Raw genomic sequence first — 26,140 nt, 5'->3', positions numbered from 1 at the left:
CTTCTGTGGTGAACATTCGCGTCGCAGCGCAGACAGACTTGCCGTTCTTACGTGAGCACGACTCACACATCGCAGCCGAGGAACTCGCGTCAGTGATCCAACGCGGCCGGATACTCGTCGCCGAGGACAGCGGGAAACCAATCGGATGGCTCCGCTGGGGCTTGTTCTGGGACGAGATTCCGTTCATGAACATGCTGACCGTCCTGTCTTCGAACCGCGGCCAAGGCATCGGGCGCGCTTTGGTCACAGATTGGGAAAAACGCATGAGCCGCGCGGGCCACTCGCAGGTCCTCACCTCGACACTCGCCGACGAATCAGCCCAGAACTTCTATCGCGCAATGGGATACACCGACGCGGGAGTTCTGTTACTCCCAGGCGAGCCCTCCGAAATCTTCCTACGCCGAGACCTCGAGCCTGCGCCCGATCTGACCGATCCCCACATTACCCGCGAGTAATATATGGTGGTCGTCACACCGCGATCTCAGGGTGGGGCGTGGCACACCAATGTGGAGGACGAGTATGTCGTCAAGGGTCTTATCTCGCACAGTTGTCGGAGTACTCGCGGTTGCACTGACAGGCGTCGGTGCACCGGCAGCACTCGCGCAGCCGGCTCTTGCCCAGTCCCCTGATGACAGTTTCTACAGCTACGAGGGCGCGGCGCCTCTCTCGTCGTACGCTCCAGGCGCGGTCCTCGAGACTCGCACCGTGCCGTACACCATTCTCAACATCCCGACCCCGATACAGGCAGTGCAGGTTCTCTACCGATCAACCGACGCCCTCGGTCAGCCGTCGGCCAACGTCACCTCGATCCTGCGCCCGGCCAACGCTCAACCGGATAAAGTTGTTTCGTACCAATCCTTTTACGATTCACTGAACCCCGACGACAGTCCGTCGCGGGCCATCGCGGGCAACACCCCGATCGGAGATTGGACGCCGAGTGGGCGCAATTTCAACGTCGGCGGAACCTTCACGTCCATCGAGGCAGCCTTGTTCGGGCCGCTCTTCGCCCTCGGCTACACGATCGTCGTCCCGGACACCGAAGGCCCGGATGCAAACTTCGCTGCCGGACCCGAATACGGGATGATGACGCTCGACGCTCTGCGTGCGGCCAAAGGTGTCCCGGAAACCGGAATCACCGACGACGCAGAGATCGCGCTGATGGGGTACTCCGGCGGAGCGATCGCCACCAACTGGGCTTCGATCCTCGCTCCCGCGTACGCACCGGAGATCAACGACAACTTGATCGGTGCCGCGCAGGGCGGCGTGCTGGTCAATCCGGCTAACAACCTTCGCTACGCGAGCGGAAGCATCGGGTGGGGCGGCGTCGTCGGCATGGCAATCGTCGGCGTTGCGCGTTCGTACGACATCGATTTCGGAAAGTATCTCAGTGACCGTGGACGCGACGTCATGGCTCGACTCGAAGACGCGTCCATCGGCAATGTGCTGGCACAGTACCCCGGTCTGACCTGGCAGGAACTGGTCAAGCCCGAGTACGCCGATCCCAATACGGTTCCCGAGTACGTCGATGTCGTGAACAAGATCAACATGGGCACCGCAGCCACACCGACGATTCCGATGTTCATCGCCCAGGCAGCCAACGGCACTATCGAGGGCACCCAACCCGGTGGCCCCGGCGTCGGAGCAGGCGACGGCGTCATGATCACGGGCGACGTCCGTACCCTCGCACGCAAGTATTGCGACGCCGGCCTGCCGATTCAGTACGACCAGTACGACACCATCAGCCACTTCCTCGGCGCCATGCTCTGGCTCCCCGGTGCGCTCACCTGGATCGACGACCGATTCACCGGCAAGCCTGCTCCGTCGAACTGCGCGAATATCGCACCGGGGAACTCTCTTGCGCCGCAGGAACATGCACGCTAGCTGACCGAGACCTCGAATCTACTTCGACGGCTCCACCTCCCAGCGAACGTGAGTTACCAACGGTTCCAGGCTAAGCCGGCTGACGGCGGATTCCAGGAGTCCGTCGTCACGCTCCGCTGCGGCCAATTCCGCGACCACTCGTACGCGGTCGCTGTCCGGGATGTCGAAGGACTGCACTGACCGGAGCTGGAACTCCGGCCTCGAAATGGACTGCACGGTAAGCCCTCTGATGTGAGCTTCGGCGTCACCGTGGCAGGTCACCTCGAAGGTGTAGTCAGCCGGCGGTTCCTCGCGCCCGGTGCGGGCAGGCTGGTGATCCATCATCCGGCCCAACGGCCTCAACAACGTATTCGCCAACATGATTGCACCGGCACCGAACACCGCAACCCAGTACATTCCGCCGCCTGCCAGCGCACCGACGGCGGCCGTGGCCCACAAGGTTGCGGCGGTGTTCAGGCCGGTGACCGAGGCTCCCTGCTTCATGATCACCCCGGCACCGAGGAAGCCGATCCCCGAGACGATCTGCGCTGCGACGCGCGTCGGATCAGCGTCCGGCCCCTGAAACCCGTACGCGCCCATGATGACGAAGAGCGTCGCACCCAAGCTCACCAACGCGTTGGTTCGCAGACCCGCCATCCTTGCGCGCCATTGCCTTTCGATCCCGACGGCAGCGCCGAGGACGAGTCCGAGCGCTATCCGCACAAGGATGACGTGGATTTCCACGGTGAACTCCTAGAGCCAGGTCGCGAATCGACGGATGAACATTCCCTTGGCCACCTGCGTGACGACGCAGTAAGCCGCGAGAGTGAGGACCAGCCACGGGAAGTAGTTCCACGGCAGTGAAACCAACCCGAGGGAATGGCCCCAGGACGTGAACGGGAACACCAGCGCGAAGACGCAGGCGGCGCCCGTGCTGAGCAGTACCGGAAGCGAAGCACGCGACTGGATGAACGGGACCTTCCGGGTGCGGATCATGTGAACGATCAGCGTCTGCGAGATCAACGACTCGATGAACCAACCCGATTGGAACAGCGCTGCATGCTCGGGAGAGTTGGCAGCGAACACGAACCACATCAGCGCGAAGGTCGAGATGTCGAAGATCGAACTGATCGGGCCGATGAACACCATGAACCGGCGAAGGCTCTTGGTCTCCCACTTGCGGGGCTTCGCGAGGAAGTCGTCGTCGACGCGGTCCCACGGGATCGTGAGCATCGAGAGATCGTAGATCAGGTTCTGCAACAACAGAACTACGGGAATCATGGGGATGAACGGCAGCAAGGCACTGGCGACGAGCACCGAGAAGACGTTCCCGAAGTTCGACGACGCAGTCATCTTGATGTACTTCTGGATGTTTCCGAAGGTACGACGCCCTTCGATGACTCCTTGTTCGAGTACCCCGAGGTCCTTCTCCAGCAAGATGATGTCCGCGGATTCGCGGGCGATGTCCGCCGCTGTGTCGACGGAGATGCCGACGTCCGCCGCCCGAAGTGCGGGTGCGTCGTTGACACCGTCACCAAGGAAACCAACCGTGTGGCCGACCCGGCGCAGCGATTCGACAATGCGTGCCTTCTGCATCGGATCCGTCTTCGCGAAGACGGTTGTCCGCTGCACCAACTCGTCGAGGGCGTCGTCGTTCAACGCTTCGATCTCGGCGCCGGAGACCACGGTCCCGACATCGATACCGACTTTGCCGCAGACGGTTTCGGCGACCAGTTCGTTGTCACCCGTCACTACCTTGACCGCGACTCCGTGGCTCGCGAGGGCTTCGATCGCCCCGGCCGCAGATTCCTTCGGCGGGTCGAGGAAGGCCAGCAGTCCGACCAGGGTCATGCCCTCTTCGTCGGCCGTCGAGTACTCGCGGCGCTGCTCTTCGACGACTGTCTTGGTTGCCACCGCAAGCACTCGCTTGCCCTGACCGTTCAGTTCCGCGACCAGACGGTCGACTCGGGCCAGCCATCCCGGCGTCAATTGGTGGGTCACCCCGTCTAGTTCCACCGATTCACAGACCAAAAGGAGCTCTTCCACTGCACCTTTGGTGACGATCAGATCGGCGTCGCCGTGGTCGACCACCACGGAGAGTCGACGGCGCTTGAAGTCGAAGGGAATCTCGTCCACCAACCCGTGCCGACGCGAGATCTCCTCGACCACTTCGGGACCGGCGGCCTCGATCACCGCGTCGTCGAGAAGACTGCGCAATCCAGTCTGATTCACGGAATTGACTGCCGCGAGACGCAATACGTCCTCGGACTTACGTCCGGCAGTATCGAGATGCTCACCGAGAACGATGCGGTCCTCGGTGAGAGTTCCGGTCTTGTCCGTGCACAGAACGTCCATGGCACCGAAGTTCTGAATCGCGTTGATCTGCTTGACGATCACCTTCTTGCGCGACATGTGGAGCGCACCCTTGGCCAGGTTCGCAGTCACGATGAGCGGCAACATTTCGGGGGTCAACCCCACCGCGGTGGCGACGCCGAAGAGTAGTGCTTGGCTCCAGTCCTTGGTCAGTCCGTTGATGATGAACACCGCGGGAACCATGATCAGCATGAACTTGATCAGCAGGTAGCTGACACTGCGCACCCCGACGTCGAAGCTGGTTTCGGGTCGCTTGGACGCCAATTGTGCTGTCATGGCACCGAAGTAAGTCCGCTTGCCGGTGTGCACCGCGACGGCGGTGCCGCTGCCCGACACGACGGAAGTACCCATGAACCCGATGTTCTCGGCCTCGAGCAGCCGATCGACGTCGATCCCCGTCGACGGTTCCGCCGACTTCTCGGCCGGCATCGACTCACCGCTGAGCATTGACTGATTGACCTGTAGATCTTTGGCCCGGATGATGCGGACATCGGCCGGGATCATGTCGCCGGCGGCAAGCTGGACTACATCACCTGGCAGTAGCTGCTCGATCGGAATCTCAGCCGTGACCACGGTGTTGTTGATCTTGCGGGTGGCCGCGACAGTTGTCGTGACCATGGCCTTGAGTGCCTCGGCAGCCCGAGTCGAACGGTATTCCTGCCAGAACCTCAGGGACACACTGACAAAGATCATCAGCCCGAGGGTGATAATGCCCTCGTAGGAGGGACCGTCTTCCGGGTCTGCCCACACCACGTCGGTCCCGACCATGATCAGGGCGAGGAACACCAGGATCAAGATGAACGGATTCTTGAAAGCTTGCGCGAACTGCACGATCGCCGGCGCCGGGCGGTCGTGGCGGACATCGTTGCGCCCGTATCGCCGACGAAGATCGTCGATCTGATCGTCACGAAGGCCGTTGGCCGTCGTAGTCAGATCTGCGAGAACGGTGCGCGTGTCCGAGGCCGAGTAGTCGACCAATTCCTGTGCGCTTTCTTTTGCCAGGACCGTTGAAGGTGTTTGTTGTGCACTGTTTCTCGTGGGCCGTGGCCGCAATGCGAGAACGGAAAATGACATGACGAATCTCCTCGACTGCCAGCGTCCACGGGACAGTGCCAGTGCATGAGGGCAGCAGAATGCGCTGAACGACAACGGAAGTCGTCAGCGGACGCGACAAAGCCGCGCAGATGAAACCGAGGGTGCGAAGGTCAGAGACTGACGAGCAAAATGCCGGGGTGAGCACCGTCGGTAAGAACAGAAGGATGGGTCGAATATCGACTCGGCGGGTCGTCCACGATGGTCACCTCCTGAAAGTTCGGGGCGTCCGATGACGCCACACAAAGTACATGCGCACAGCACACGCCAGGAGAACCGAATATCGACGTACTCTCGCCTTCGCCGGAAGAAACCGGCATCAAGCTGCGAAAACACCTCCACGTCCGAGTTTTGGCACTGCACGACGTGTCCCGATCAAGACCGGGAAGCCACTTTGGATCACCCCTTAAGCCGGGGAGATCTGTCCTAACCTTGGGCGTCTCTCGACGTCGTGAGATCAGTGGCCTGTGTTCGTGCAGAAGCCTCACCTAACGAGGTACTGCACCCAGAGGGTAGTTCTCAAATCTGTTGCCTGTCAACCGAGCAACTCAGACGGCGGGCAATCCTGCCCGTGCGACGGCGCCGGCGAAGAGTGCCGTCACGGCGGCACCCATCACGCTCTGATCAACTTCTTCCGGATCCACCGAGTGCTCGAGAACGAGCCCGGATATCAAGGCCATCAACGAGATTGCAGTGGTCCGCACATCGAAGGAATCGTCCACTCCCCATTCGCGGGCACGTTCACCGATCAACTCCACGAGTTGACTGCGCAAGTGGCGACGCTCACGTAAGTACGCCTGAGCGATCTGCGGATCACGTCCGGCGAGCACTCCGAATTCGAGGACGAGCAGTGACCACCCCGGGTCGTCGACCATCCACGTTGCAATGGCCTCGCCACCTTTGCCCGCCGCGTCGGCCGGGTTCATCCCGGCGATCTCGGCAAGCACACGGCCGGCCAGTTCGAGAGACCGTTGCGCGAACAGTTCGGCGAACAGATCCTGTTTCGACTCGAAGTTGGAGTAGACAGCCCCCTTGGTGAAGCCCGCTCGGCGAGCAACTTCAGTGAGACGTGCAGCACTGAATCCGCGCTCCGCAAACTCTTCCGCCGCAGCGTCGAGCAGTCTTTGCCGCACCACGTCACGTCCGGGGCGGGTTACCGGCGTCCAGTCCGGTTGACGAGATTCAGTCACGATACCTAGAGTATTCAATACCTCGGGTATTGACAAGCTCTTTACTTTCGACAAGATCAGGACTCTTTCGTGACCACTACGCATCCGGCACACGCCGCACCAGACAACAGCTCCACCCACGACGAACACCACCACGACAATCTGCTCGTGAAATACGGCGCACCCAAGGTGATGGCCGCGCTGTTCGTCGGCGTGCTCCTGCTGCAGATGGGCTTCATCCTCAGCTACGTCGCCGCCTTCCATCAGCCGACTCCGCGAGACATCGAAATCGCGGTCATCGCCGATCAGGGCACACCGGACGGCATGGATCAGCAGATCGCCGACAAACTCAATGCCATCGACGGCAGCCCGCTCGACGCTCAGGTGGTCGACAGCACGGCGACCGCTCGCCGCATGATCAACGACCGCGAGATCCAGGGCGCGTTTGTCATCAATCCGGCCGGACCGGACACCCTGATCACCGCGAGCGCGGGCGGCAGCTCCATCGCGACATCACTCGAAGCGGTGTTCACGAAGGTCGAGGCGACGCAGGACCGACAGTTCGTCGTCCGCGACGAGATCCCCGTCGGAGCGCACGACAACCGCGGCCTCTCCGGCTTCTACCTCTCGGTCGGCTGGGTCGTCGGCGGCTATCTCCTTGCGGCAGCCATCGGACTGTTCATCGGTGCGCCGAAGACCCTCCGCCAGGCAAGCGCACACACGGGCGTGATCGCGATCTACTCGATCATCTCGGGAGCCCTCGGCGCACTCATCACCTCACACGTGCTCGGAACTTTCGCGGGCCACTGGTTCCCGCTCTGGATCCTGGGAACAGCCGTGGTGTTCGGCACCGCCATGTTCACACTCGGATTGCGCGCTGCCATCGGCGTTCTGGCAGTCCCGCTGGCTATCGCCGTCTTCGTGATTCTCGGCAATCCCAGTGCGGGAGGCGCATTCGGCTCCAACGTGATTCCCTCGTTCTATGCCGCCATCGGCCGATGGATCACACCTGGCGCCGGCACCGAAGGCGTGCGGAGCATCGTCTACTTCAACAACGTCGGCGTCGGCCAGCCTGCTCTGACGCTTTTCCTGTACGCGCTGATCGGTGCGGTCATGCTGTTCGGCTTCACGATCCGCCGTAACCGAAAGTCCACCGACACGACGCCGACTCCAGCTGTGGCGAACGCCGACTAGTCCTAGTCTGAACTCATGACGAGCCTCCTCCACCCCAACGCCTCGCACGTCGCCGAAACACTGATCTCACGGGGTCACCACGGCGTCATCGTCACGCAGCCCGAAGCCACGCACACCGCGGCCGAGGCAGCGGCGGCCGTCGGGGTGGAGGTAGGCGCGATCACCAAGTCGCTCGTGTTCCTTCTCGACGACGATCCGGTCCTGCTGCTGGTCTCCGGCGCACATCAGGTCAACCTGAAAGCCACCGGCGAACGCCTCGAAGGCAAGCTCACGCGGGCGCCGCTGGAAATGGCGAAGTCGGCAACGGGCCAGCCGATCGGTGGGGTCGCTCCGCTCGGGCATCCCACCAACCTGCCCACCTACATCGATACCGCCCTCGAGCAGTACCCCGAATTGTGGGCTGCTGCCGGGCACCCGAACACGGTCTTTCGCACGACCTACTCCGAACTCCTCCGAATCACGGCCGGCCTCGCCGTCGACATGGACTGACGCACTTCAGCCAACCCGGTCCGACCCCACTCAGACGTGCGTCCACCTATAGTTGGACGCACCATGTGCACTGCAACCAGGACCCCGGCCGGTAACCACTGGCGTCGACGACACGTAGATCTGTGCCGCACCGACGCATGTCTGTGTATGCCGAGCGCAGTCACCTCGACCACACCGCACACCTCGAGTTCCAGCCGGAGAGTTCCCGTTGTCTGACAAGCCGAATGCCGTTTCCAGCCACACCACCCCCGACGTCCCCGAAGTAGCAGCGACGCCCGAGTTGTCCACCGGCATCTGCGCCGGTGACTACCGTGCAGCGCTTCGCCGCCACCCCGCCGGTGTCACCGTCGTGACCCTCGATTCGGGTACCGGCCCGGTGGGTTTCACCGCCACCTCGTTCTCGTCCGTCTCCCTCGAGCCGCCGCTCGTCTCGTTCAACATCGCGGAGACGTCGTCGAGCATCAATGCACTCAAGGCCGCCGAGTCTTTGGTTATCCACCTTCTCGGCGAACATCAGCAACATCTGGCCCAGCGCTTTGCGCGTAGCGCCGATCAGCGTTTTGCAGACGAGTCGCTGTGGGCAGTGCTCGACACCGGGGAGCCGGTTCTGCACGGCACCCCCAGCTGGATGCGCGTCAAGGTCGACCAGTTGATCCCTGTCGGCGACCACACGCTGGTCATCGGACTCGTCACGCGGGTTCACGCCGAAGAGGACGACGAATCCGCTGCCGCACCGCTGCTCTACCACGAGGGCAAGTACTACCGCCCCACTCCGTTAGGTCAATAGACAACTGTGCGCCTTTATTAACCGCCCGCGGTTAATAAAGGCGCACAGCAAGTTACAGCGCTACGTACTTGGTATCGAGATACTCGTCGATACCCTCGGTTCCGCCTTCACGGCCGAAGCCCGATTCCTTCACGCCACCGAACGGCGCCGCAGCATCGGAGATCGCGCCCCGATTGACGCCGACCATGCCGGTGTCCAGCTTGGCCGAGACGCGCATCGCCCGGTCGATGTCGCGGGTGTAGAAGTACGCCACGAGGCCGTACTCGGTGTTGTTCGCAGCCGCGATCGCTTCGTCTTCGGTGTCGAAACCGACCACTGCCGCAACGGGTCCGAAGATCTCTTCCTTCAGCAGGCGCGCATCGGCGGGCACCTGATCCAGAACGGTCGGGGTGAAGAAGAAGCCGGCTCCTTCGGGCGCCGATCCACCGGTGCGAACGCGAGCGCCCTTGGACACGGCGTCGTCGACGAGTCCGGTGACGGTTGCGAGCTGCTTGGTGTTGATCAGCGGGCCGATGTTGGTGCCCTCGGCGTCACCGGCGCCCACCTTCAAGGCCGCAACCTTGGCGGTGAACTTGTCGGTGAACTCCTCGCGCACCGAGTTGGCGACGTAGATGCGGTTGGCCGCGGTGCAGGCCTCGCCGCCGTTACGCATCTTCGCGAGCATTGCGCCGTCGACAGCTGCGTCGATGTCGGCGTCGTCGAAGACGATGAACGGCGCATTGCCACCGAGTTCCATCGACGTGCGGAGCAGCTTGTCAGCGGCATTGCGCACCAACAGCTTTCCGACGCCCGTGGAGCCGGTGAAGGTGACCTTGCGCAGACGCGCATCTTCCATCAGCGGTCCACTGATGGAGGCCGCGTCGGACGTCGGGAGGATCGAGAGCACACCGTCGGGCAGACCGGCATCGGCGAACACCTGACCGAGGAGCTGCATGGTCAGCGGCGTGTCCTCGGCGGGCTTGACGATGATGGTGCAACCGGCAGCCAGCGCCGGTCCGATCTTGCGTGTGCCCATGGCGAGCGGGAAGTTCCACGGGGTGATCGCAAGGACCGGTCCGACGGCTTCCTTGGTGACCAGGATGCGACCGTTGCCGGCCGGAGCCTGCGTGAAACGTCCGCCGATGCGTACTGCTTCCTCGCTGAACCAGCGCAGGAATTCGCCGCCGTAGTTGACCTCACCGCGGCTCTCTGCCAACGACTTACCCATTTCCAGGGTCATCATCAGCGCGAAGTCCTCGGCGCGGGCGTGCAGCAATTCGAAGGCGGTGCGCAGGATCTCGCCGCGTACACGTGCCGGCGTGGCCGCCCAGTCTTCCTGCGCCGCAGCGGCGAGGTCGAGCGCACGGATACCGTCGGCAGCGGTGGCGTCGGCTACCTGGGCGAGTTCCTCACCCGTTGCCGGGTTGTAGACCGCAAAGGTCTTCTCGGCCGGGACGAGCTTGCCGCCGAGCCAGAGACCCTTGGGTACCGAGTCGAGAAGATCCGAGACGTTGGACATGTCAGTTCCCCTGTGCTGCAGTGCGAATAGCGGTCTCGAGGACGGTCAACGCGTCGTCGAGCAGCTCTTCGGAGATGACCAGCGGCGGGAGCAGACGGATGACGTTGCCGTAGGTACCGCAGGTGAGGATCACGACGCCGGCAGCGAGGCATTCGGCGGCGATCTTCTTGGTGATATCGGCGTCCGGCTCCTGCCCACCGGGCTTGACCAGCTCGATGGCGAGCATGGCGCCGCGACCGCGAACGTCACCGATGACGTCGAGTTCCTTTGCCAGTGCGTTCATTCGGCCGACGACGGTCGACTCGATGGTGCGTGCGCGGCCACAGAGGTCGAGCTCGCGCATCTGGTCGATGGACGCCAATGCAGCGGCGCAGGCGACGGGGTTACCGCCGTAGGTGCCACCGAGGCCGCCGGGGTGGACGGCGTCGATGAGCTCGGCGCGGCCCGTGACAGCGGCGAGCGGCATGCCGCCTGCGATGCCCTTGGCGAGAGTGACCAGGTCGGGGACGATGCCCTCGTGATCACTGGCGAACCAGGCGCCGGTACGAGCGAAGCCTGCCTGAACCTCGTCGGCGATGAAGACGACGCCGTTCTCCTTGGCCCACGCGACGAGCGTCGGGAGGAATCCTTCTGCGGGAACGATGAATCCGCCCTCGCCCTGAATGGGCTCGATGAGGATGGCGGCCGTGTTGGCAGCACCGACCTGCTTCTCGATCATCGTGATGGCGCGCTGTGCGGCCTGCTCACCCGTGATCTTGGAGCCGTCGACGTTGAGGCCCTCGCGGTACGGGTAGGACATCGGTACGCGGTAGACCTCGGGGGCGAACGGACCGAAGCCGCTCTTGTACGGCATGGACTTCGAGGTCAGTGCCATCGTGAGGTTGGTGCGGCCGTGGTACGCGTGGTCGAAGACGACGACTGCGTCGCGACCGGTTGCGTGACGGGCGATCTTGACGGCGTTCTCGACGGCTTCTGCGCCGGAGTTGAACAGCACGGAACGCTTCTCGTGGTCACCGGGGGTGAGCTCGGCGAGACGCTCGGCGACCTCGACGTAGCCCTCGTACGGAGCGACCATGAAACAGGTGTGGGTGAAGTGCGCGACCTGATCCTGAACTGCGGACACGACGGCCGGGTTGGAAGCGCCGACGCTGGTCACCGCGATACCGGCGCCGAGGTCGATCAGCGAGTTGCCGTCGACGTCGACGATGACTCCGCCGTCTGCGTCGGCGACGTAGACCGGGAGGGTGGATGCGACGCCGGCGCCGACGACCTTCTTACGTCGTTCGGCGAGCGCAGCCGAGCGCGGGCCCGGGAACTCCGTGACGATGCGACGCTCCTGCGGAAGCCGGTATTCGATTGCACTCATGTGACCACCCTCTCGGTTGTGTATTGCATTCGAGTATGCGACGCGCGAAGCATCGCAAGCACTGCCGAAATGGATACCCGAAGCTTCAGGGCTACTCCATATCGGCAACGACAGCTAGCCTTGATCAGGTGACGGTTCCGATCTCGTGGCTCTTGCGCCAGAAACACCTCTCGCTGGCTCTGCTCACCGACCGAGCAGCCGCCACCCACCCCGTCACGTTTGCGCAGGCCACAGAGCTGACGGACCCCACCCCGTGGCTTTCCGGCGGCGAATTGGTGCTCACCACCGGGCTGGCACTGGTGGGCGCGGACGCCACCGACTACAGCGAGTACATCGACCGTCTGGCCGCCGCAGAAGTATCGGCTCTGGGTTTCGGGACCGGCCTTTCCCACGAGAGTGTGCCCGCAGACCTGATTGCCGCCGCCCGCAGTCGCGGGCTCCCCCTGCTGGAAGTGCCGTTCACGACCCCGTTCGCGGCGGTCACGCGCGCGGTGATGACCCGTCTGAGCCAGCAGGAATACGAATCGGTACTCCGCGCGGCAGAAGTACAGACACGCATCACCCGCGTTGCGCTGCGCGGAGGCGTGTCTGCCATCGTGCGTGAACTGGCCACGGCCACAAAAACTTCGGTGGCGTTTGTCGGAGATCGGATCACCGCGGTGCATCCGGCAAACCAGAAGTCGTTGATCACCGAGGTTCGCGCGGTCGCGGCGACCACCCGCGATCCCAACGCTCCGGCGTCGATCTCGCAGAGCACACCCGAACGGACGCTGACACTGTCCCCCGTCGGCGTCACCGACAGCTGGCACGGCTACCTCGCAATGGCGGGCGCCGGGCCCCTGAGCAATATCGACAGAGTGTTGCTCGGGCATGCGGTCTCGCTGCTCACTCTCGAACTCGAGAAACCGGTTCGACTACGGGCCGAGCGAACTCGACTCAACGCCATGGCTTTCGGGCTCTTACTCGACGGCCGAATCCCCGAGGACGGTGTGCCGTCGTACTTGGACGAAGCGAGCGATACGCACGGCAATGTCCGTGTCGTCCACGTTCGCGGATCCGGACTCGGCCCTGTTCTTCGCGAACTCGACAACGCTCTCGCGCGAGCAGGCCGGCCGTTGTTCGCGCAATCCGAGGACGGTTCGCTGACCGTCCTCCTTCGCGGAACCGACACAATCGACACTGCCAAAACACTACTGGCGCAGCTCTCCCCCACCGAGGCGAAGACGGTGCGGGCCGGAATCAGCACCCCTCACCGTCTTCTGGACGCACCGCGCGCACTCGTCCAGGCCCGCGCCGCGGCCAATCTCACGACGGCCACTGCCCGCATTCTCGAGTTCGACGCTCTGAGTGGTTCGACGATTCTGGCATCCGAGCCTGCCCGTGAGGCACTGATCGCAATGGCTGCGGACACCATCCCGGTGCTGACCGAACACGACCAGGCACACGGGACCGCACTGGTCGCGTCTTTGCGCGCCTATCTCGAGGCGAACGGCCAATGGGAATCGGCCGCAGCCGAACTCGGTGTTCATCGGCACACCCTCCGAGGTCGCATCGCACGCATCGAGGAACTGCTGCAATGCGACCTCGGACAGGCCAGGGTCAGAGCCGAACTGCTGCTATCGCTACTCGCCTGGGAGGGTCGCTGAACGCTCCGCGGCGTGCACCGAAGCGAAACCGGACGCACCGCGAACGAGTAGTTCGAGTTCGGCGTCGACCGTGCAGAGACGGGCGGTGTCCAGCGCTCCACTGCGGCTCACGCTCGACATCAAAGCCGTGAACCGGCGCACCGCTTGCGGATTGGCGGCGGTCCACAACTCGACGACCTCCGGAATACCTTCTCCGAGCGCTCCGGACACGAGGTCCGCGAAACGCGCCGTCAACCTGGCGTGGACGGCAGCGCTGCCCATGACCTCCCAATGCGAGGCACCGACGGCAACGTCGACGCCCCCGAGAACGTCGCCCAGATCGAGGGTGTCGGAGAGTTCCCGGTAGATCGCAGCCGCGGCCTGAACCGTCGTATTCTCCTGCAACGCAATGTCAGCCAGGGCGAGCGCCCCGAAAGACGCCTCGATGCGGTCGCTGGCCGACAGCCCTTCGGTGAGAGCCCGCACCGGCGCTGCCCATCGATCGATGTCGGCTCGCGGGTTCACGGTGAACCGGCCGGCTGCTCCCGGACGACGCAACACCCAGCTCATCTCGGATTCCAACAACTGCTGCAAGCGATCGAGAGCCTGCAACTGCTCGGTGGCGCGAAGCTCCGAGTTCAAGATCTCGCGCCGAAGGTCCTCGGTGCCGAGCACTTCGCTGACCACTGCGTAGGCCAGAGCCGCTTCCGGACTGTGGACTCCGAGGTGTTCCTCCAGCCGGAACAGCACGCCGGGTCCGACGCGGTTGACCAGTTCGTCGACCACCGAGGTGATGATGATGTCGCGGCCCAACCGATGTGCGCGGACCGCGTCCGGTGCTGCCTCGACGACGGAGAGCGGGAAGTACTGCGGGAGACGATCGGCGAAGATCTGATTGTCCGGGACGGTCGACGCCCCCAATTCCGCCGTCAGCACGTTCTTCGACTGCGCCACCAGCACAGCAAGTTCCGGACGGAGTAGGCCCTGCCCGGCTCGCGCCCTGACCGCCAGCGCCTTGGCGTCCGGCAATGATTCTTCGAGGCGCTTCATCGCGCCCGCCGAGACCAGGTTCTCGATCAACCGTTCGTGCTGATCGAGTAGGGCGGGAGCGCGGTGCTCGGCCAGGCTGATCGCGAGGGTCTGATCTTCGCTGGCCTCGAGTACCGATGCGGCTACCTCGTCCTGGGCCGCCGCAAGTAGTTCATTGCGCGAGGTCGCGTCCAACTCTGCGAGTGCGATCTTGATGTTGACCTCACGGTCCGAGGTAGCCACGCCGGCCGCGTTGTCGATGAAGTCGGCGTTGATTCGTCCTCCGCCAGCGGCATATTCGATGCGGGCACGCTGGGTGAAACCCAGGTTGCCGCCCTCACCCACCACGGTTGCACGCAACTCGTCAGCGCTGACGCGAACTGCGTCGTTGGACGGATCGGCCGCGTCGACGTTGCTTTCGGTCGACGCCTTCACGTAGGTACCGACGCCGCCATTCCACAACAGGTCCACCGGAGCGCACAGGATCGCTCGGATCAGTTCCTGCGGAGTCAGCTTCTCCTCGGCGATACCGAGCACCTGACGCGCCTCGAGCGGAAGGCGGATCGACTTAGCGCTACGCGGCCAGACCCCACCGCCAGGCGACATCACGGTGCGGTCGAAGTCGTCCCAGGACGAGCGCGGCACGGTGAAGAGGCGAGCGCGTTCGGCAAACGTCGTCTCGGTGTCGGGGTTCGGGTCGATGAAGATGTGGCGGTGATCGAATGCCGCGACCAGACGGATCTTGTGCGAGAGCAACATTCCGTTACCGAACACATCGCCGGACATGTCACCGATGCCCGCGACGGTGAACGGATCGGTGTCGACATCGAGGTCGCGCTCGGCGAAGTGGCGTCGAACCGCTACCCAGGCGCCGCGAGCGGTGATGCCCATCGCCTTGTGGTCGTAGCCGGCCGAACCGCCGGAAGCAAAAGCGTCGCCGAGCCAGAAACCACGTTCGACGGCGATGCCGTTCGCGACGTCGGAGAACCGTGCGGTCCCCTTGTCCGCCGCCACGACGAGGTAGGAGTCTTCACCGTCGTACTCGACTACTTCTGCCGGGTGCACCGCTGCGCCGTCGACGATGTTGTCCACCACGTCCAGCAAGCCGCGGATGAAGGTGCTGTACGACTCCTGCACCTGCGCCGGGGTCGGTGACGACGTGCCCCGAACCACGAACGCACCCTTGGCTCCCGAGGGAACGATCGGCGAATTCTTCACGCTCTGGGTCTTCATCAGACTCAGAGCCTCGGTGCGGAAGTCCTCGTATCGATCCGACCAACGCAGGCCACCACGGGCGACGGACGAGCTACGCAAATGCACGCCTTCGACATTGGGTGCGCTGACGTAGATCTCGCGGAAAGGAACTGTCTTCTGCGGGGTGGAGAGCAACTGCGAGTCGATCTTGAACGACGCGTACGGCAGCGGTTCGCCGGCCTCACCGCGCAGGTACCAGTTGGTGCGCAGAGTCGCCTGCAAGAATGAACGCACACCGCGCAAGACGCGATCCTCGTCGAGAGTGTCTGCACCGTCGACTGATTCGTCGATGGCCGCCGCCGCGGTGGCCACGGCCGTCTCACGCGAACCTGCTACTGCGGGATCGAAACGCGCGGTGAAGAGTTCGATTGCCTGCCGTACGAAGAGCGGCTTCGCTGCCAACACTCCGACGATGTAGCTCTCGGACAACCCGATACGAGCCTGAGCGAGGAAACGGCACGCAGCGCGCAGCAACTCTGCGTCGCGCCACGTGATGTCTGCTCGTCCGATCAGACTGGAGAATGCGTCCATCCGGGTCTGTCCGGCGATGACGGCTTCGAAGGCGTCCGCCATCTTCTCCAGCGCACTGCCGCCGAAAGTGCTCGGCTCGAAGGTGAAGTAGTGTGCCGAACCCAGAACGGTCGGAAGCGGGCGGTGCGTCGAAACTCGGAGTCCGAGCGACTCGAAGTTCTCGCACAGATCGGAGAGGGAGGGCTCTCCGGACGGCCACAGCACCACACAGGTCAGATCGTCACTGCTCAGGTCGTTGCCCTGACGGAAGACGAGTCGCTGGCCCGCTGCTGCCAATTCGGCGACCAGTTCGAGCGCCGGGTCACCGGATCGATCACCGCCCGCGGGTCTCGATTCTGCAGCTGCGGTCTTGGTCGCCGATGATGTGCTCGCCATTGAACACCCTCCTGGAAATTATTGGATCCGAACACTTTCCAGTGTTGCGTGGATCACCGGAAAGAGGTCGTGCCCGATAGGAGTACCAACCCCTATCGGGCACGACATTTCGGCAGTTGCGGTGAGCTCAGTCGCCCAACCTGATCGGAGCGAGCTCCTCGAACACGTCGCCGGGTCCGGGATTCTCGGTAGGCGCAGCGCCGCCGAGATGGTTGACGACGCCCCATACCGCGTTGATCGCGGTCTGGATCGCGCCCTCGGCCCAGCCGGCAGTCCACGACACGTCGTCTCCGGCGAGGAAGATTCCCCGATGACGCGGTTCGAGATCATTCTGCACGAAGTGAGAGAACAGGCGCTCCTGGTACCGGTAGTGCCCCGGAAGGTTCGCCTTGAATGCACCCATGAAGTCTCGCTCGGTTTCCCACGACAGCGTCACCGGGCTCGAGATGATGTGGCTGCGGAAGTCCACGCCTGGGTAGATCTCTTCGAGCGAACGCAGCATGATGTTCATGCGCTCGGTGGCGTCGAGCGCCAGCAGCTTCAGCGAATCGTCCGACCAGGTGTACGACAAGCAGATCAGGCCTGGCTTGCCCTCGCCCTGATCGAGCAGGTAGGTGCCGCGACTCATACGGTCGGTCAGTGTCATCGACACCGAATCACGGCCGGTCACGGGGTCCTTGTCCTTCCAGAACGGGCGGTCGACGAGAACGAACACCTTGGTCGAACCCATGTAGTGAGTTCGCTCGATCGCAGTCCAGTGGTCGATCGGGAACAGATCGTCGTCACACCTGATGTTGTTCAGCAGCATCCAACTCTGCACTGTTACAACGGCACTCGCATACGTGCGAATGAAACCTTCGGAGTCCGTCACCGTGATGTTGCCGGGCTCGGTACGCCGGAGTTCGGTGACGCGGGGACGCGTCTCGCCGTCGTTGAGCGAAGCGACCGTCGTACCGGCAGGCCAATGCGCCATGTGCGCCGGGGCGCGGTTCCACAACCGCATCGGCAGCTGCTGCGATCCACCCACGATGCCGCGGTGGTCGTCGTCGGCGGCCGTGATGACCACACGAAGGATTTCGAGGATCGAGTTGGGGTAGTCGGTATCCCAACCACCCGTACCGAATCCGACCTGCCCGAACACTTCCCGCATATGGAAGGACTTGAAGTGCTTCGACGCGGCGAGGAATCCGTAGAACGTCTGGTCGTCGTAGCGCACCACGAGGTCGTTCCAGATCCGCTTGATCTCTGCGGTGTCGCGGTCACGAATGGCCTGCTGCAACGGAATCAGATCGGCATGCTCTTCGAGAGTGCGCTGCCAGGCCTGCGCCACCTCGGTGTAGATCGGAGGCAGATCCTCGAGAGTGTGCGCGTAGTGGCTCTCACCCTTGAGATCGATGACCGTGCTCGGCGTGACCTCGGCAAGGGGATTCGGGAACTCCTCGGTCTGCAGACCCAGTTCGTTCAGGTAGTGGAACAACGTCGTCGACGACGGTGGGAAACGCATTGCGCCCATTTCGGCGACAACCCCGGGGTGCCCGTCGAACTCGACCGACCGCATCCGGCCACCGATCTGATCAGCTTCGTAGACAATCGGTTTGAGACCGACCTTGAGCAACTCGTAGGCCGCGATCATGCCGGAGAGTCCACCACCGATCACGGCAACTTCTGTACCCAGTGCCAGATCGGGCACCGAGCCGAGTCCCGCCGGGCTGGAAACGTAGTCGTCGTACGGGAACGGAAAATCCGGTCCGAACATCGTGAGGGGCGGCTGCTTGCCGGGTTCCGAGGAACTGTCCGGAGCTACTGGGATGGTCATCTACGGTTCTCCTTGGAGACAGTCGTGACAGAAAGGTCTGGATACAGATCGAGGCGTCGATCGTCGAGATGCGTGTTGAGGGTGCGCGATTGCGAGACGGTGGCGGCGGCGATATCCGCGAAGAGTAATTCCTGGCCGCCCCCGGCCCGCGCCAACTCGGCACCGTCGGGTGCGACGGCGCACGAGAGACCGCAGTAGGTCAGCTCGGTTTCGGCGCCGCAGCGGTTGACGTAGGTGACAAACATCTGACTCTCGTATGCGCGGGCCGGAACCACTTGCTGCGCAATGTGTTCGTACGGAGTCATCAACCCCGTCGGCACGATGAGCCATTCGGTACCGGCGTCGGCATGGGCCCGAACCGCTTCGGGAAATTCCACGTCGTAGCAGATCAACAATCCGCAGCGGATGCCCTCGAAATCGAACCCGACCACCAGGGTCTCACCTGGCCGGAAATGTTCGCGGTCGAGCGTGCCGAACAGGTGCGTCTTGCGGTAGTGCGCAAGCGAAGTGCCATCGCGGTCCACCACCTGCACGCTGTTGTAGACGTCCCCCCCGTCGAGTTCGGGGTAGCCGTAGACGACTGCGATGCCTGCACTTCGAGCAATCTCGGCGACGGAATCGAAGATAGGGCCGTCGGCCGGCTCCGCGCGCAGCGACACCAGTTCGCCGATGTCGTAGCCGGTTGCGGACATCTCCGGCGTCAGCAGGATCTTCGCACCGGATGCCGCAGCCTCGCGGGCAGCGGTGTCGATTGCAGCGAGGTTGAACTCCACCGACGCAAAGGTGTCCGGGGTGGTGAGCGGACCTTGGAACAGGCCAACTCGAACTGAATCGACATGCATGGTGCGCTCCTTCAGGAGTTCCGTGACGCCAATTTTCGACGGTGTGTGTGACGGGGACAACTACCAGCGTGACGGGTGCCGCCAATCATGTCAACTCTTGTTTCCTAAGAATCAACATTCACAGATTCGGGTCTCACGAAGGCGACGCGCGTGGCCCTTCCGGCAATGCCGGATTCAAGACCCACAGAACCTTCGCCAGAGCCGAGCCTTCGGCCTGAAAACTATGGTTGTGCGTCGGCGTGAATGTGAAGGAATCGCCCGCCGCAAGCACGACGTCCTCGGCATCGACGGCCTCACCGTTCGGATCCGTCCGACCGCCCTCGAACGAGACCCGCAAGCCGCCCTCCAGCACGTGCACGAAGTTCACGTCGATCGGCAGACTGTAGAACTCCTGACCACTTCCGCCGCCTGGTTCCAGCTCGCCGAGCAGCACCTGAATTCGACGCTCGTTGGTAGGCGTGAGCAGGTACTCCGTCATCTTTTCGCCGCCGAAGCTGATTTGCGGCATGGCGTCGGCGCGGACTACTTCACCGGCGGACGCATTCTCGAACAGGGATCCGACGGGGATCTCGAGCACCGCGCACACCTTGATCAGGGTCGCCACCGACGCGTTGACGTGATCGCGCTCGAGTTTCGAGAGATACCCCTTGGTCACACCACAGGCCTCGGCCAGGTCGTCGAGGGTCAACCGCTTCGACTGACGTGCCGCCTTGAGCCTCGCCCCGATGCGCGGTCCGACCGGCTCGACCGCTTCCTTCGCCTTGGCCACTGAACCCACTCCTTCACGACCGCCGTGTCCCTTTCAGGAAACAGGGGTTGACAACCGAGCCTCTTGAAGAAACCATACTTGCTCAGAGAGCTACATCACTGAAGGGCGCCCGGTGTGCGCCGAATCGAGAGCAGGGACCTCTGCACATGGCTACCAACAACCCCGGATCGTTCATCGGACCCGTCGACGCCACCCGCGTCCCCCGCTACGCCGAGCCGACCACTTTTGCGCGTCTGCCGCGCCTCGATGAGGTCTCGCGCGCCGACGTGACAATCCTCGGCATCCCCTTCGATTCGGGTGTCAGCTACCGACCCGGCGCTCGGTTCGGTCCGGGACACATCCGCGCTGCGTCGAAGCTGCTGCGTCCGTACAACCCCGCGCTCAAGGTCTCGCCCTTCGCCAACCAGCAGGTAGCCGATTTCGGCGACATCGGCGTCAACCCCTTCGACATTCAGGAAGCTCTCACGACGGTTCAGTCCGCCGTCACAGACCTGCGCGCCGACGGTTCCTCCGTGCTCACGCTCGGCGGCGACCACACCATCGCACTTCCAATCCTGCGTTCACTGGCCCGCGATCACGGCCCGATCGCCGTCCTGCACTTCGACGCTCACCTCGACACCTGGGACACCTACTTCGGTCAGCCTTTCACCCACGGCACCCCCTTCCGCCGCGCCAGCGAAGAAGGCCTGATCGACATGGAGCGTTCCCAGCACATCGGTATCCGTGGACCGCTCTACAGCGAGAAAGACCTCGAAGACGACCGCGTCCTCGGCTTCCAGGTGATCCGCAGTGACGACTACGAGGTCGACGGCGTCGCCAGCATCGTCGAGCGCATGCGTAAGCGCCTCGACGGTGGCCCGGTGTACGTCTCCGTCGACATCGACGTGCTCGATCCCGCACACGCTCCGGGTACCGGAACACCCGAAGCGGGCGGCATGACCTCTCGCGAATTGTTGAACACACTGCGCGGGTTGGTGGGACTCAACGTGGTCGGCGCCGACATCGTCGAGGTAGCGCCGGCGTACGACCACGCCGAGATCACCGGTATCGCAGCGGCTCACGTCGCTTACGAGTTGCTGTCGGTGCTCGCACTCAATCGCTGAAGCAGCACAACGGTATCCGTGGTGTGATGCATCTCGGGGTTCGCGGGAAGATCACGTTCCCGCGACTCCGAGACCAACACCTTCCAACCATCGGTGAACAGCGACTCCACATATTCCGGGGTATGCAGCATTGCCCGATGATGTTCGGTGGGCGACTCGTGGGGCGAGTGGCCCACGATCAGCAAATGCCCGCCCGGCGCGACCAGATCTCCGAGAGCACGGAACAATTCCCCGCGCGCGGGTTCGAGCATGTGGAAGAACTGCGCGGACACCAGATCGAACGATCGACCCTGCGGATCCCACTTCGTCAGGTCGGCTTCCAGCCATTCGATGTCGACGCCCTCGCCCTCGACGTGAGCCTGGGCGCGACTGAGCGCAACCGACGATATGTCGGTGCCGGTGACCTTCCACCCGCGACGTGCCAACCACAAAGCGTCGGCGCCTTCGCCGCAACCGACGTCGAGTGCAGTGCCCGGCTCGAGGTCGGAGGCTTCGGCAATCAACTGTGGGTTGGGATTTCCGCTCCAGCGCGCGGGACGTTCCTCGTACAGCGAGTTCCAGAACTGTGCGTCCGCCTTGGCGTACGGATTCTCGGTGGTTTCAGAGTTTTCGTGGTGATTGTGGTGTTCGTGGCTCATGCACCCAGGATGAACGACCTTCCACAACTCACGCAACCATCTTTGCCGAAACAGCAACTTCTTCATTTCGACGCTCTGCTAACGTCACGCTTCGTGGCAGGTGGATTTCCTGTGTTTCGTCTCTACTGCAACTCAGAGGGCTCGCACGTTTTGTGTTGTGCGCATTTCCCCGAGTTCAGCGGTTCGAACGCGGACGAAGAGTTCACCACCCAGCAGAGTTTCGACCGCACAGTCGAGAAGATGCTGCGCGAGGCGTCCTTCGAACCGACAACCCTGACGTTGGTGGGCGAGCAACAGGGATATCCAGTCGGAGCCCACCTGTTCGATGCGACGGTTCCGCGAACCGGCAGCGTCTCCTTTGCCTTTCAAGAAGCCGGACCGCCGTGGATCGTTCTCGGCCTCGATGTTTCTTCTGAAAAATTCTGGTCCGAGATCGACGAAGACGAAGATCTCCTCGCCATCGGCCCGATCTCTCCGTTGACGTCGGTCCCTGCCGTTGTACTCACTACAACCGGGTGGCCACAGCGAAATGACCTCGACTCGCTTTGAGCCAGACTGGTTCATCACCCCGGTTCTCGTGAAATCGGACAAAAATCCACCCCTTTTTCGTGAAGATCGACCGAGATGCCCGTCACGTCCTACGCCAAGATTTAGCGGTCACACTCGACCGCGCCCTCTCGAACTTCGCTCGGGCCCTGGCTCCTTCACGGAGGCACAATGAAACACCGCTCTTATCCGGCACTTGCAACGGCAGCGGGGCTCGCACTCGTGTTGTCGGCTTGCAGCTCGGGAGGCACGTCCTCGGGCTCCGACGGCGGTGAACCTCTGACAGACGGAACCTTCCGTTATGCGTTGCAAGCCGATCCGGGTGCACTCAACCCGATCATGTCCGGCTCCGCGGCAACCGCTGACATTTCGAGGCTGGCCTACGATTCCCTGGTCTACCAGGACCCGGACACCAGTGAATTCAAACCGTGGTTGGCAGAGAAATGGGAAGAGACGCCGACCTCCGCATCCTTCACCATCCGCGAGGGAGTGACCTGTACCGACGGGTCGACGCTGAACGCGCAGACCGTCGCGAACAACATCAACTTCGTGGCCGATCCGGCCAACGGTTCACAACAACGCGGCACCACGGTCCCCGTAGGCGCTTCGGCCACTGCCGATCCCGCGACCCGCACCATCACGGTCACCACTCCGGCGCCGAGCCCCTTCCTCCTCCTCACGGTCAGTCGCCTCCCGATCATGTGCGACGCCGGACTCGCGGACCCGACCGCCTCGAACAAGAAGTCTCTCGGTTCCGGGATGTTCGAAGTCACCGAAGTCGCCGCCAACGACCACTACACGTTCGAGCGTCGTGACGGCTACAACTGGGGACCCGACGACACCACCTCCGACACACCGGGCGTCCCCAAGACCGTCATCGCTGTCATGGCACCCAATGTCAGCACCGCCGCAAACCAGCTTCTCTCCGGCGAACTCAACGCATCTCCGATCGCCGGTCCGGACAAGGACCGGATCGAAGCCGCCAATTTCGCCTCGATCAATCGCCCGATGCCGTCCGGTCAGATGTACTTCAACCAGATCGCGAACAATCCCACCAGCGATCCCGCCGTTCGCAAAGCACTCATCCAGGGAGTCAATCTCGACGATCTGGCAGAAGTAATCACTGCCGGCCAGGGCACCCGCGCAACAAGTCTCGTCGGTGTAGAGCCCCGCGCCTGCGTGTACGACTCCGTCACCGGCAACATTCCGGACTACGACGTCAGCGCAGCGAAGGCAACCTTGGACGCGGCCGGCTGGACCGCCGGGTCGGACGGAAAACGAAGCAAAGACGGAAACCCGTTGACACTCCGCCTCTTCTACGCAGGAGGCGAAGAAGCTCGCAGCGCAGCAGCCGAACTGGCTCAATCTGCATGGTCGGATCTCGGCGCAAACGTCGAGGTAACGGGCGCCGACCAGACCAAAGTTGTCGACGTCATGCTCAGCGGTAAAGACAACAATCAGTGGGACATCGCATGGATCCAGATCAACAATTCGATTCCCAGCGGGTTCACCCCGTTCTTCACCGGACCTGCTCCGGCAGCCGGTAAGAACTTCTCTTCGATCAACAACCCCGCCTACGAAGCAGCGGTGGCCAAGGCTTCCGGGTTGACCGGCGACGCAGCGTGCGCAGAGTGGGCAGACGCCGAGTCGCAGATCACCAAGACGGTGTCCGCGGTGCCGTTCGCGAATACGAACATGAGCTTCTACTTCAACAAGGCCGGGCTCGCATTCGGTAAGTCCTTCATCGGGTCTGCACTGCGTCTCTACCAGTAGTCCGATCGATCGAAACCCCTGTGGCAACGAGATACGTCAGATCAGTGCGATCTGACGTATCTCGTTGCCACACCTATCGTCTCGTTGTCGAGTTCGACGTAGGTCAGCTGAGGAATCGTGGACGCAAGTTCCGTGAAAGCCCACTTCGCAACGTTCTCGAATGACGGACGGAAATCGAAAATCTCCGGCCAGACACCGCTCGCCAATCGCTCGGCGCACCAATCGACGGACTCGTGAGAGCGTCCGTGTCGACAAACCATCCACGTTCTCCGAGTTGGTCGTCCTCGAACGAGAACCCGACTCGCATCGTCACGCGAAATCCCTCGGCAGGCATCAGCGGCGGCAAATTCTTTGCGTCCCGCACGGGTGCCGGAAGTCGCCGGAAACCCTTGCCTCACAGCGAATGTACGACGGATCTCGATGCTGAACATGACGACCACGGTATCAATGTTCGTCGAGCACAGTTCTACGAGCGAACGAGCCTCGCAATCGCGTCGGTCGCTTCCTTCACCTTTGCCTCCGCCTCGGGACCACCGTCAACGGCAGCTTTGACGACGCAGTGGCTGATGTGGTCCTCGAGCAGCCCCATGGCCACCGCGTGGAGAGCCTTGGTCATCGCCGAAACCTGCGTGAGAATGTCGATGCAGTACTTGTCCTCGTCGACCATGCGCTGCAGGCCGCGGGCTTGACCCTCGATGCGACGCAGGCGCCCTAGGTAGTCGTCCTTGGCGGTGATGTAGCCGTGGGAATCACCCGTGCAGCACACATCGCCGGTCGTATCATTGCCCGGGGCACGGCTTGGAGCGTTGCCCACTTCTGTCGCTTCCGACATTCGATGTCCTCCTGTTCGTCAACGCGTGACTTCGCAACAATTCTCGTTACCGGGGCGATGTGCGGATACTCTTCGACTTCCGTTGTCTTGCAGAGCAATCACTGCGCACATCGCCACGCATTTCGCTACTGCACGGACAGATGGGTGCATGATGATCGCCCATGCCCGTTTTCCCGTTGCTGCGAAACTCATTCGGTCTCAGTGCCCGTGGTGCGAGTGGCTCGAGTGTTCGACCCCAGGCGTGGTCGCATTGTCGGCAGTCAGAGTGAATTCCGCCGTACGCACCACTTCGCCATGTTTGAAGTCCAGGAACAACCGGTAGTCCTCAGCGCTCGGCATGTTGGCGTAGAAGGTGATTGCCGGTCCAGCCGGCGTGACACCGTCACCCGGATGACCATCCGGATGCACATGGAGATAGGCGAGGTCGGAGGCACGCAACGCGACCAGATGCCCGTACGCGGCAAGGTAGGGCTGCAAGTCTGTGACCGGGATTCCGTCACGACTGACCGAGAGCGTGAGCTTCGATGTCTGGCCGGCATGGGCCGCGCCTTCGAGAGAGACGGTATAGCCGTCGACCGTCGTGACGGCAGCAGCGGCGGGCAACGGCCGAGGATCATAGGACCCGGCGACGCGTACATCCGCACTCAGCGTCATTCCGTCACCCCCGTCCGGGGTGAAGTCAGCGAAGACTCGGTAGTCTCCCGCGTGATCGAAATCGACTGACACACGCCAGTTTCCGTTCTCGTCCAATTCGGGATGCACGTGCTGGAATCCGGTCAGGTCCAGACCGACCACGATCAGATGCAACTGCTTGTCGTGGGTGTCGGTGTACCTGGTCAACGGAGTTCCAACCGAATCCAGGATCCGGAACTGCAAGGGGACATGGCTGCCGACGGCCGCCTCCGACGTTGCCAATTCCAGTGTGTAGCCGTTGCCGCTGAACATCTTGCCCTCCAAAGTTTGGGTCGGCAGCACTTCCGTTGCCGTCTGCGTCGGGTTCGACACTCCTTGAATTCGAACCTGTTGCAATTTGTACCATACCCCCCTAGGGTATGCAACGAACTACTCGAACACCCTGAATTCACTCGAAGGAGATCCGATGCGCATCTACGCAGAGCGCCGGCCGAATGAGTTCCAAGAACAGCATTTCCCCGCGCACCTCAACGAAGCGCTGCGCCG

At 62.8% G+C, this 26,140-nt stretch carries 22 protein-coding genes and 1 riboswitch; of the genes, 9 read left to right on the top strand and 13 right to left on the bottom strand.

The window, feature by feature from the left end:
- Nucleotides 1–5 precede the first annotated feature (5 nt).
- Both GJB56_RS25370 and GJB56_RS25365 read left to right on the top strand, forming a co-directional pair.
- Complete coding sequence (locus tag GJB56_RS25370) at nt 6–455, top strand: GNAT family N-acetyltransferase (protein WP_019746731.1); 450 nt, start codon at nt 6–8, stop codon at nt 453–455.
- A gap of 64 nt (nt 456–519) precedes the next feature.
- The gene (locus GJB56_RS25365) at nt 520–1,881 is read left to right on the top strand and encodes a lipase family protein (RefSeq protein WP_113682046.1); all 1,362 of its coding nucleotides are present in this window, start codon (nt 520–522) and stop codon (nt 1,879–1,881) included.
- Between the two features lie 18 nt (nt 1,882–1,899).
- Here GJB56_RS25365 and GJB56_RS25360 read toward each other — a convergent pair whose 3' ends face one another.
- The 3 genes from GJB56_RS25360 to GJB56_RS25350 form a co-directional block, all read right to left on the bottom strand.
- A complete protein-coding gene (locus GJB56_RS25360) occupies nt 1,900–2,604 on the bottom strand; it encodes an MgtC/SapB family protein (RefSeq protein ID WP_003941187.1) in 705 nt (234 codons plus the stop codon).
- A 9-nt stretch (nt 2,605–2,613) separates the two neighbouring features.
- Nucleotides 2,614–5,307: a magnesium-translocating P-type ATPase gene (gene mgtA / locus GJB56_RS25355; RefSeq protein WP_113682045.1), complete on the bottom strand. Its 2,694-nt coding sequence runs from the start codon at nt 5,305–5,307 to the stop codon at nt 2,614–2,616.
- A gap of 347 nt (nt 5,308–5,654) precedes the next feature.
- Nucleotides 5,655–5,828, bottom strand: a riboswitch (M-box (ykoK) riboswitch).
- A 45-nt stretch (nt 5,829–5,873) separates the two neighbouring features.
- The gene (locus GJB56_RS25350; protein WP_029254386.1) at nt 5,874–6,458 is read right to left on the bottom strand and encodes a TetR/AcrR family transcriptional regulator; all 585 of its coding nucleotides are present in this window, start codon (nt 6,456–6,458) and stop codon (nt 5,874–5,876) included.
- 126 nt (nt 6,459–6,584) lie between these two features.
- Between GJB56_RS25350 and GJB56_RS25345 the strand changes: the two genes are divergently transcribed.
- The 3 genes from GJB56_RS25345 to dszD all read left to right on the top strand — a co-directional run bounded on the left by GJB56_RS25345 (nt 6,585) and on the right by dszD (nt 8,964).
- Entirely contained in the window at nt 6,585–7,688 is a 1,104-nt protein-coding gene (locus GJB56_RS25345) for a membrane protein (RefSeq protein ID WP_003941129.1), read from the top strand.
- A gap of 15 nt (nt 7,689–7,703) precedes the next feature.
- On the top strand, nt 7,704–8,177 hold the full coding sequence (locus GJB56_RS25340; RefSeq protein WP_019746727.1) for a YbaK/EbsC family protein: 474 nt from the start codon (nt 7,704–7,706) through the stop codon (nt 8,175–8,177).
- Between the two features lie 208 nt (nt 8,178–8,385).
- A complete protein-coding gene (gene dszD, locus GJB56_RS25335) occupies nt 8,386–8,964 on the top strand; it encodes an NADH:FMN oxidoreductase DszD (RefSeq protein ID WP_003941189.1) in 579 nt (192 codons plus the stop codon).
- 52 nt (nt 8,965–9,016) lie between these two features.
- Here the strand turns inward: dszD and GJB56_RS25330 are convergent, their stop codons facing one another.
- Together GJB56_RS25330 and gabT are read right to left on the bottom strand one after the other, a co-directional pair.
- A complete protein-coding gene (locus GJB56_RS25330; RefSeq protein ID WP_020968315.1) occupies nt 9,017–10,462 on the bottom strand; it encodes an NAD-dependent succinate-semialdehyde dehydrogenase in 1,446 nt (481 codons plus the stop codon).
- A gap of 1 nt (nt 10,463) precedes the next feature.
- On the bottom strand, nt 10,464–11,828 hold the full coding sequence (gabT, locus tag GJB56_RS25325; RefSeq protein WP_007727077.1) for a 4-aminobutyrate--2-oxoglutarate transaminase: 1,365 nt from the start codon (nt 11,826–11,828) through the stop codon (nt 10,464–10,466).
- Nucleotides 11,829–11,956: 128 nt separating this feature from the next.
- Between gabT and GJB56_RS25320 the strand changes: the two genes are divergently transcribed.
- Nucleotides 11,957–13,474, top strand: a complete 1,518-nt coding sequence (locus GJB56_RS25320; RefSeq protein ID WP_019746725.1) for a PucR family transcriptional regulator — start codon at nt 11,957–11,959, stop codon at nt 13,472–13,474.
- Here GJB56_RS25320 and GJB56_RS25315 read toward each other — a convergent pair.
- From GJB56_RS25315 to GJB56_RS25300, 4 genes are all read right to left on the bottom strand, one after another.
- A complete protein-coding gene (locus GJB56_RS25315; RefSeq protein ID WP_113682044.1) occupies nt 13,451–16,642 on the bottom strand; it encodes an NAD-glutamate dehydrogenase domain-containing protein in 3,192 nt (1,063 codons plus the stop codon). The genes GJB56_RS25320 and GJB56_RS25315 overlap by 24 nt on opposite strands.
- Before the next feature lie 127 nt (nt 16,643–16,769).
- The gene (locus tag GJB56_RS25310; protein ID WP_020968312.1) at nt 16,770–18,458 is read right to left on the bottom strand and encodes a flavin monoamine oxidase family protein; all 1,689 of its coding nucleotides are present in this window, start codon (nt 18,456–18,458) and stop codon (nt 16,770–16,772) included.
- The gene (locus GJB56_RS25305; protein WP_113682043.1) at nt 18,455–19,300 is read right to left on the bottom strand and encodes a carbon-nitrogen hydrolase family protein; all 846 of its coding nucleotides are present in this window, start codon (nt 19,298–19,300) and stop codon (nt 18,455–18,457) included. Before GJB56_RS25305 ends, GJB56_RS25310 begins: the two co-directional genes overlap by 4 nt.
- A gap of 133 nt (nt 19,301–19,433) precedes the next feature.
- A complete protein-coding gene (locus tag GJB56_RS25300) occupies nt 19,434–20,069 on the bottom strand; it encodes a helix-turn-helix domain-containing protein (RefSeq protein ID WP_092765464.1) in 636 nt (211 codons plus the stop codon).
- A gap of 146 nt (nt 20,070–20,215) precedes the next feature.
- On the opposite strand from GJB56_RS25300, the gene speB reads away from it, so the two are divergent.
- The gene (speB, locus tag GJB56_RS25295) at nt 20,216–21,172 is read left to right on the top strand and encodes an agmatinase (protein WP_003941134.1); all 957 of its coding nucleotides are present in this window, start codon (nt 20,216–20,218) and stop codon (nt 21,170–21,172) included.
- Here the strand turns inward: speB and GJB56_RS25290 are convergent.
- Nucleotides 21,136–21,810 carry a class I SAM-dependent methyltransferase gene (locus GJB56_RS25290; protein WP_020968309.1) on the bottom strand — a complete coding sequence of 225 codons (675 nt, stop codon included), beginning with the start codon at nt 21,808–21,810 and terminating at the stop codon, nt 21,136–21,138. The two genes, speB and GJB56_RS25290, sit on opposite strands and share 37 nt — an antisense overlap.
- A gap of 111 nt (nt 21,811–21,921) precedes the next feature.
- Here GJB56_RS25290 and GJB56_RS25285 point away from each other — a divergent pair, with 111 nt between their 5' ends.
- Nucleotides 21,922–22,359 carry a hypothetical protein gene (locus tag GJB56_RS25285; protein ID WP_113682410.1) on the top strand — a complete coding sequence of 146 codons (438 nt, stop codon included), beginning with the start codon at nt 21,922–21,924 and terminating at the stop codon, nt 22,357–22,359.
- A 168-nt stretch (nt 22,360–22,527) separates the two neighbouring features.
- Entirely contained in the window at nt 22,528–24,129 is a 1,602-nt protein-coding gene (locus tag GJB56_RS25280; RefSeq protein WP_029254380.1) for an ABC transporter substrate-binding protein, read from the top strand.
- Between the two features lie 41 nt (nt 24,130–24,170).
- On the opposite strand, the gene GJB56_RS31720 is transcribed toward GJB56_RS25280, so the two are convergent.
- The 3 genes from GJB56_RS31720 to GJB56_RS25270 all read right to left on the bottom strand — a co-directional run bounded on the left by GJB56_RS31720 (nt 24,171) and on the right by GJB56_RS25270 (nt 25,966).
- Nucleotides 24,171–24,389, bottom strand: a complete 219-nt coding sequence (locus GJB56_RS31720) for a hypothetical protein (protein ID WP_230091071.1) — start codon at nt 24,387–24,389, stop codon at nt 24,171–24,173.
- Nucleotides 24,390–24,595: 206 nt separating this feature from the next.
- Nucleotides 24,596–24,961, bottom strand: coding sequence for a metal-sensitive transcriptional regulator (locus tag GJB56_RS25275; RefSeq protein WP_113682042.1), 366 nt, complete (start codon nt 24,959–24,961; stop codon nt 24,596–24,598).
- Between the two features lie 198 nt (nt 24,962–25,159).
- Entirely contained in the window at nt 25,160–25,966 is an 807-nt protein-coding gene (locus tag GJB56_RS25270) for a hypothetical protein (RefSeq protein ID WP_113682041.1), read from the bottom strand.
- Nucleotides 25,967–26,140 lie beyond the last annotated feature (174 nt).

It is taken from the genome of Rhodococcus sp. AQ5-07 (assembly GCF_009707305.1).
GTDB classification, from domain to species: domain Bacteria; phylum Actinomycetota; class Actinomycetes; order Mycobacteriales; family Mycobacteriaceae; genus Rhodococcus_F; species Rhodococcus_F erythropolis.
This window is presented reverse-complemented; position numbering and strand designations above follow the sequence as displayed.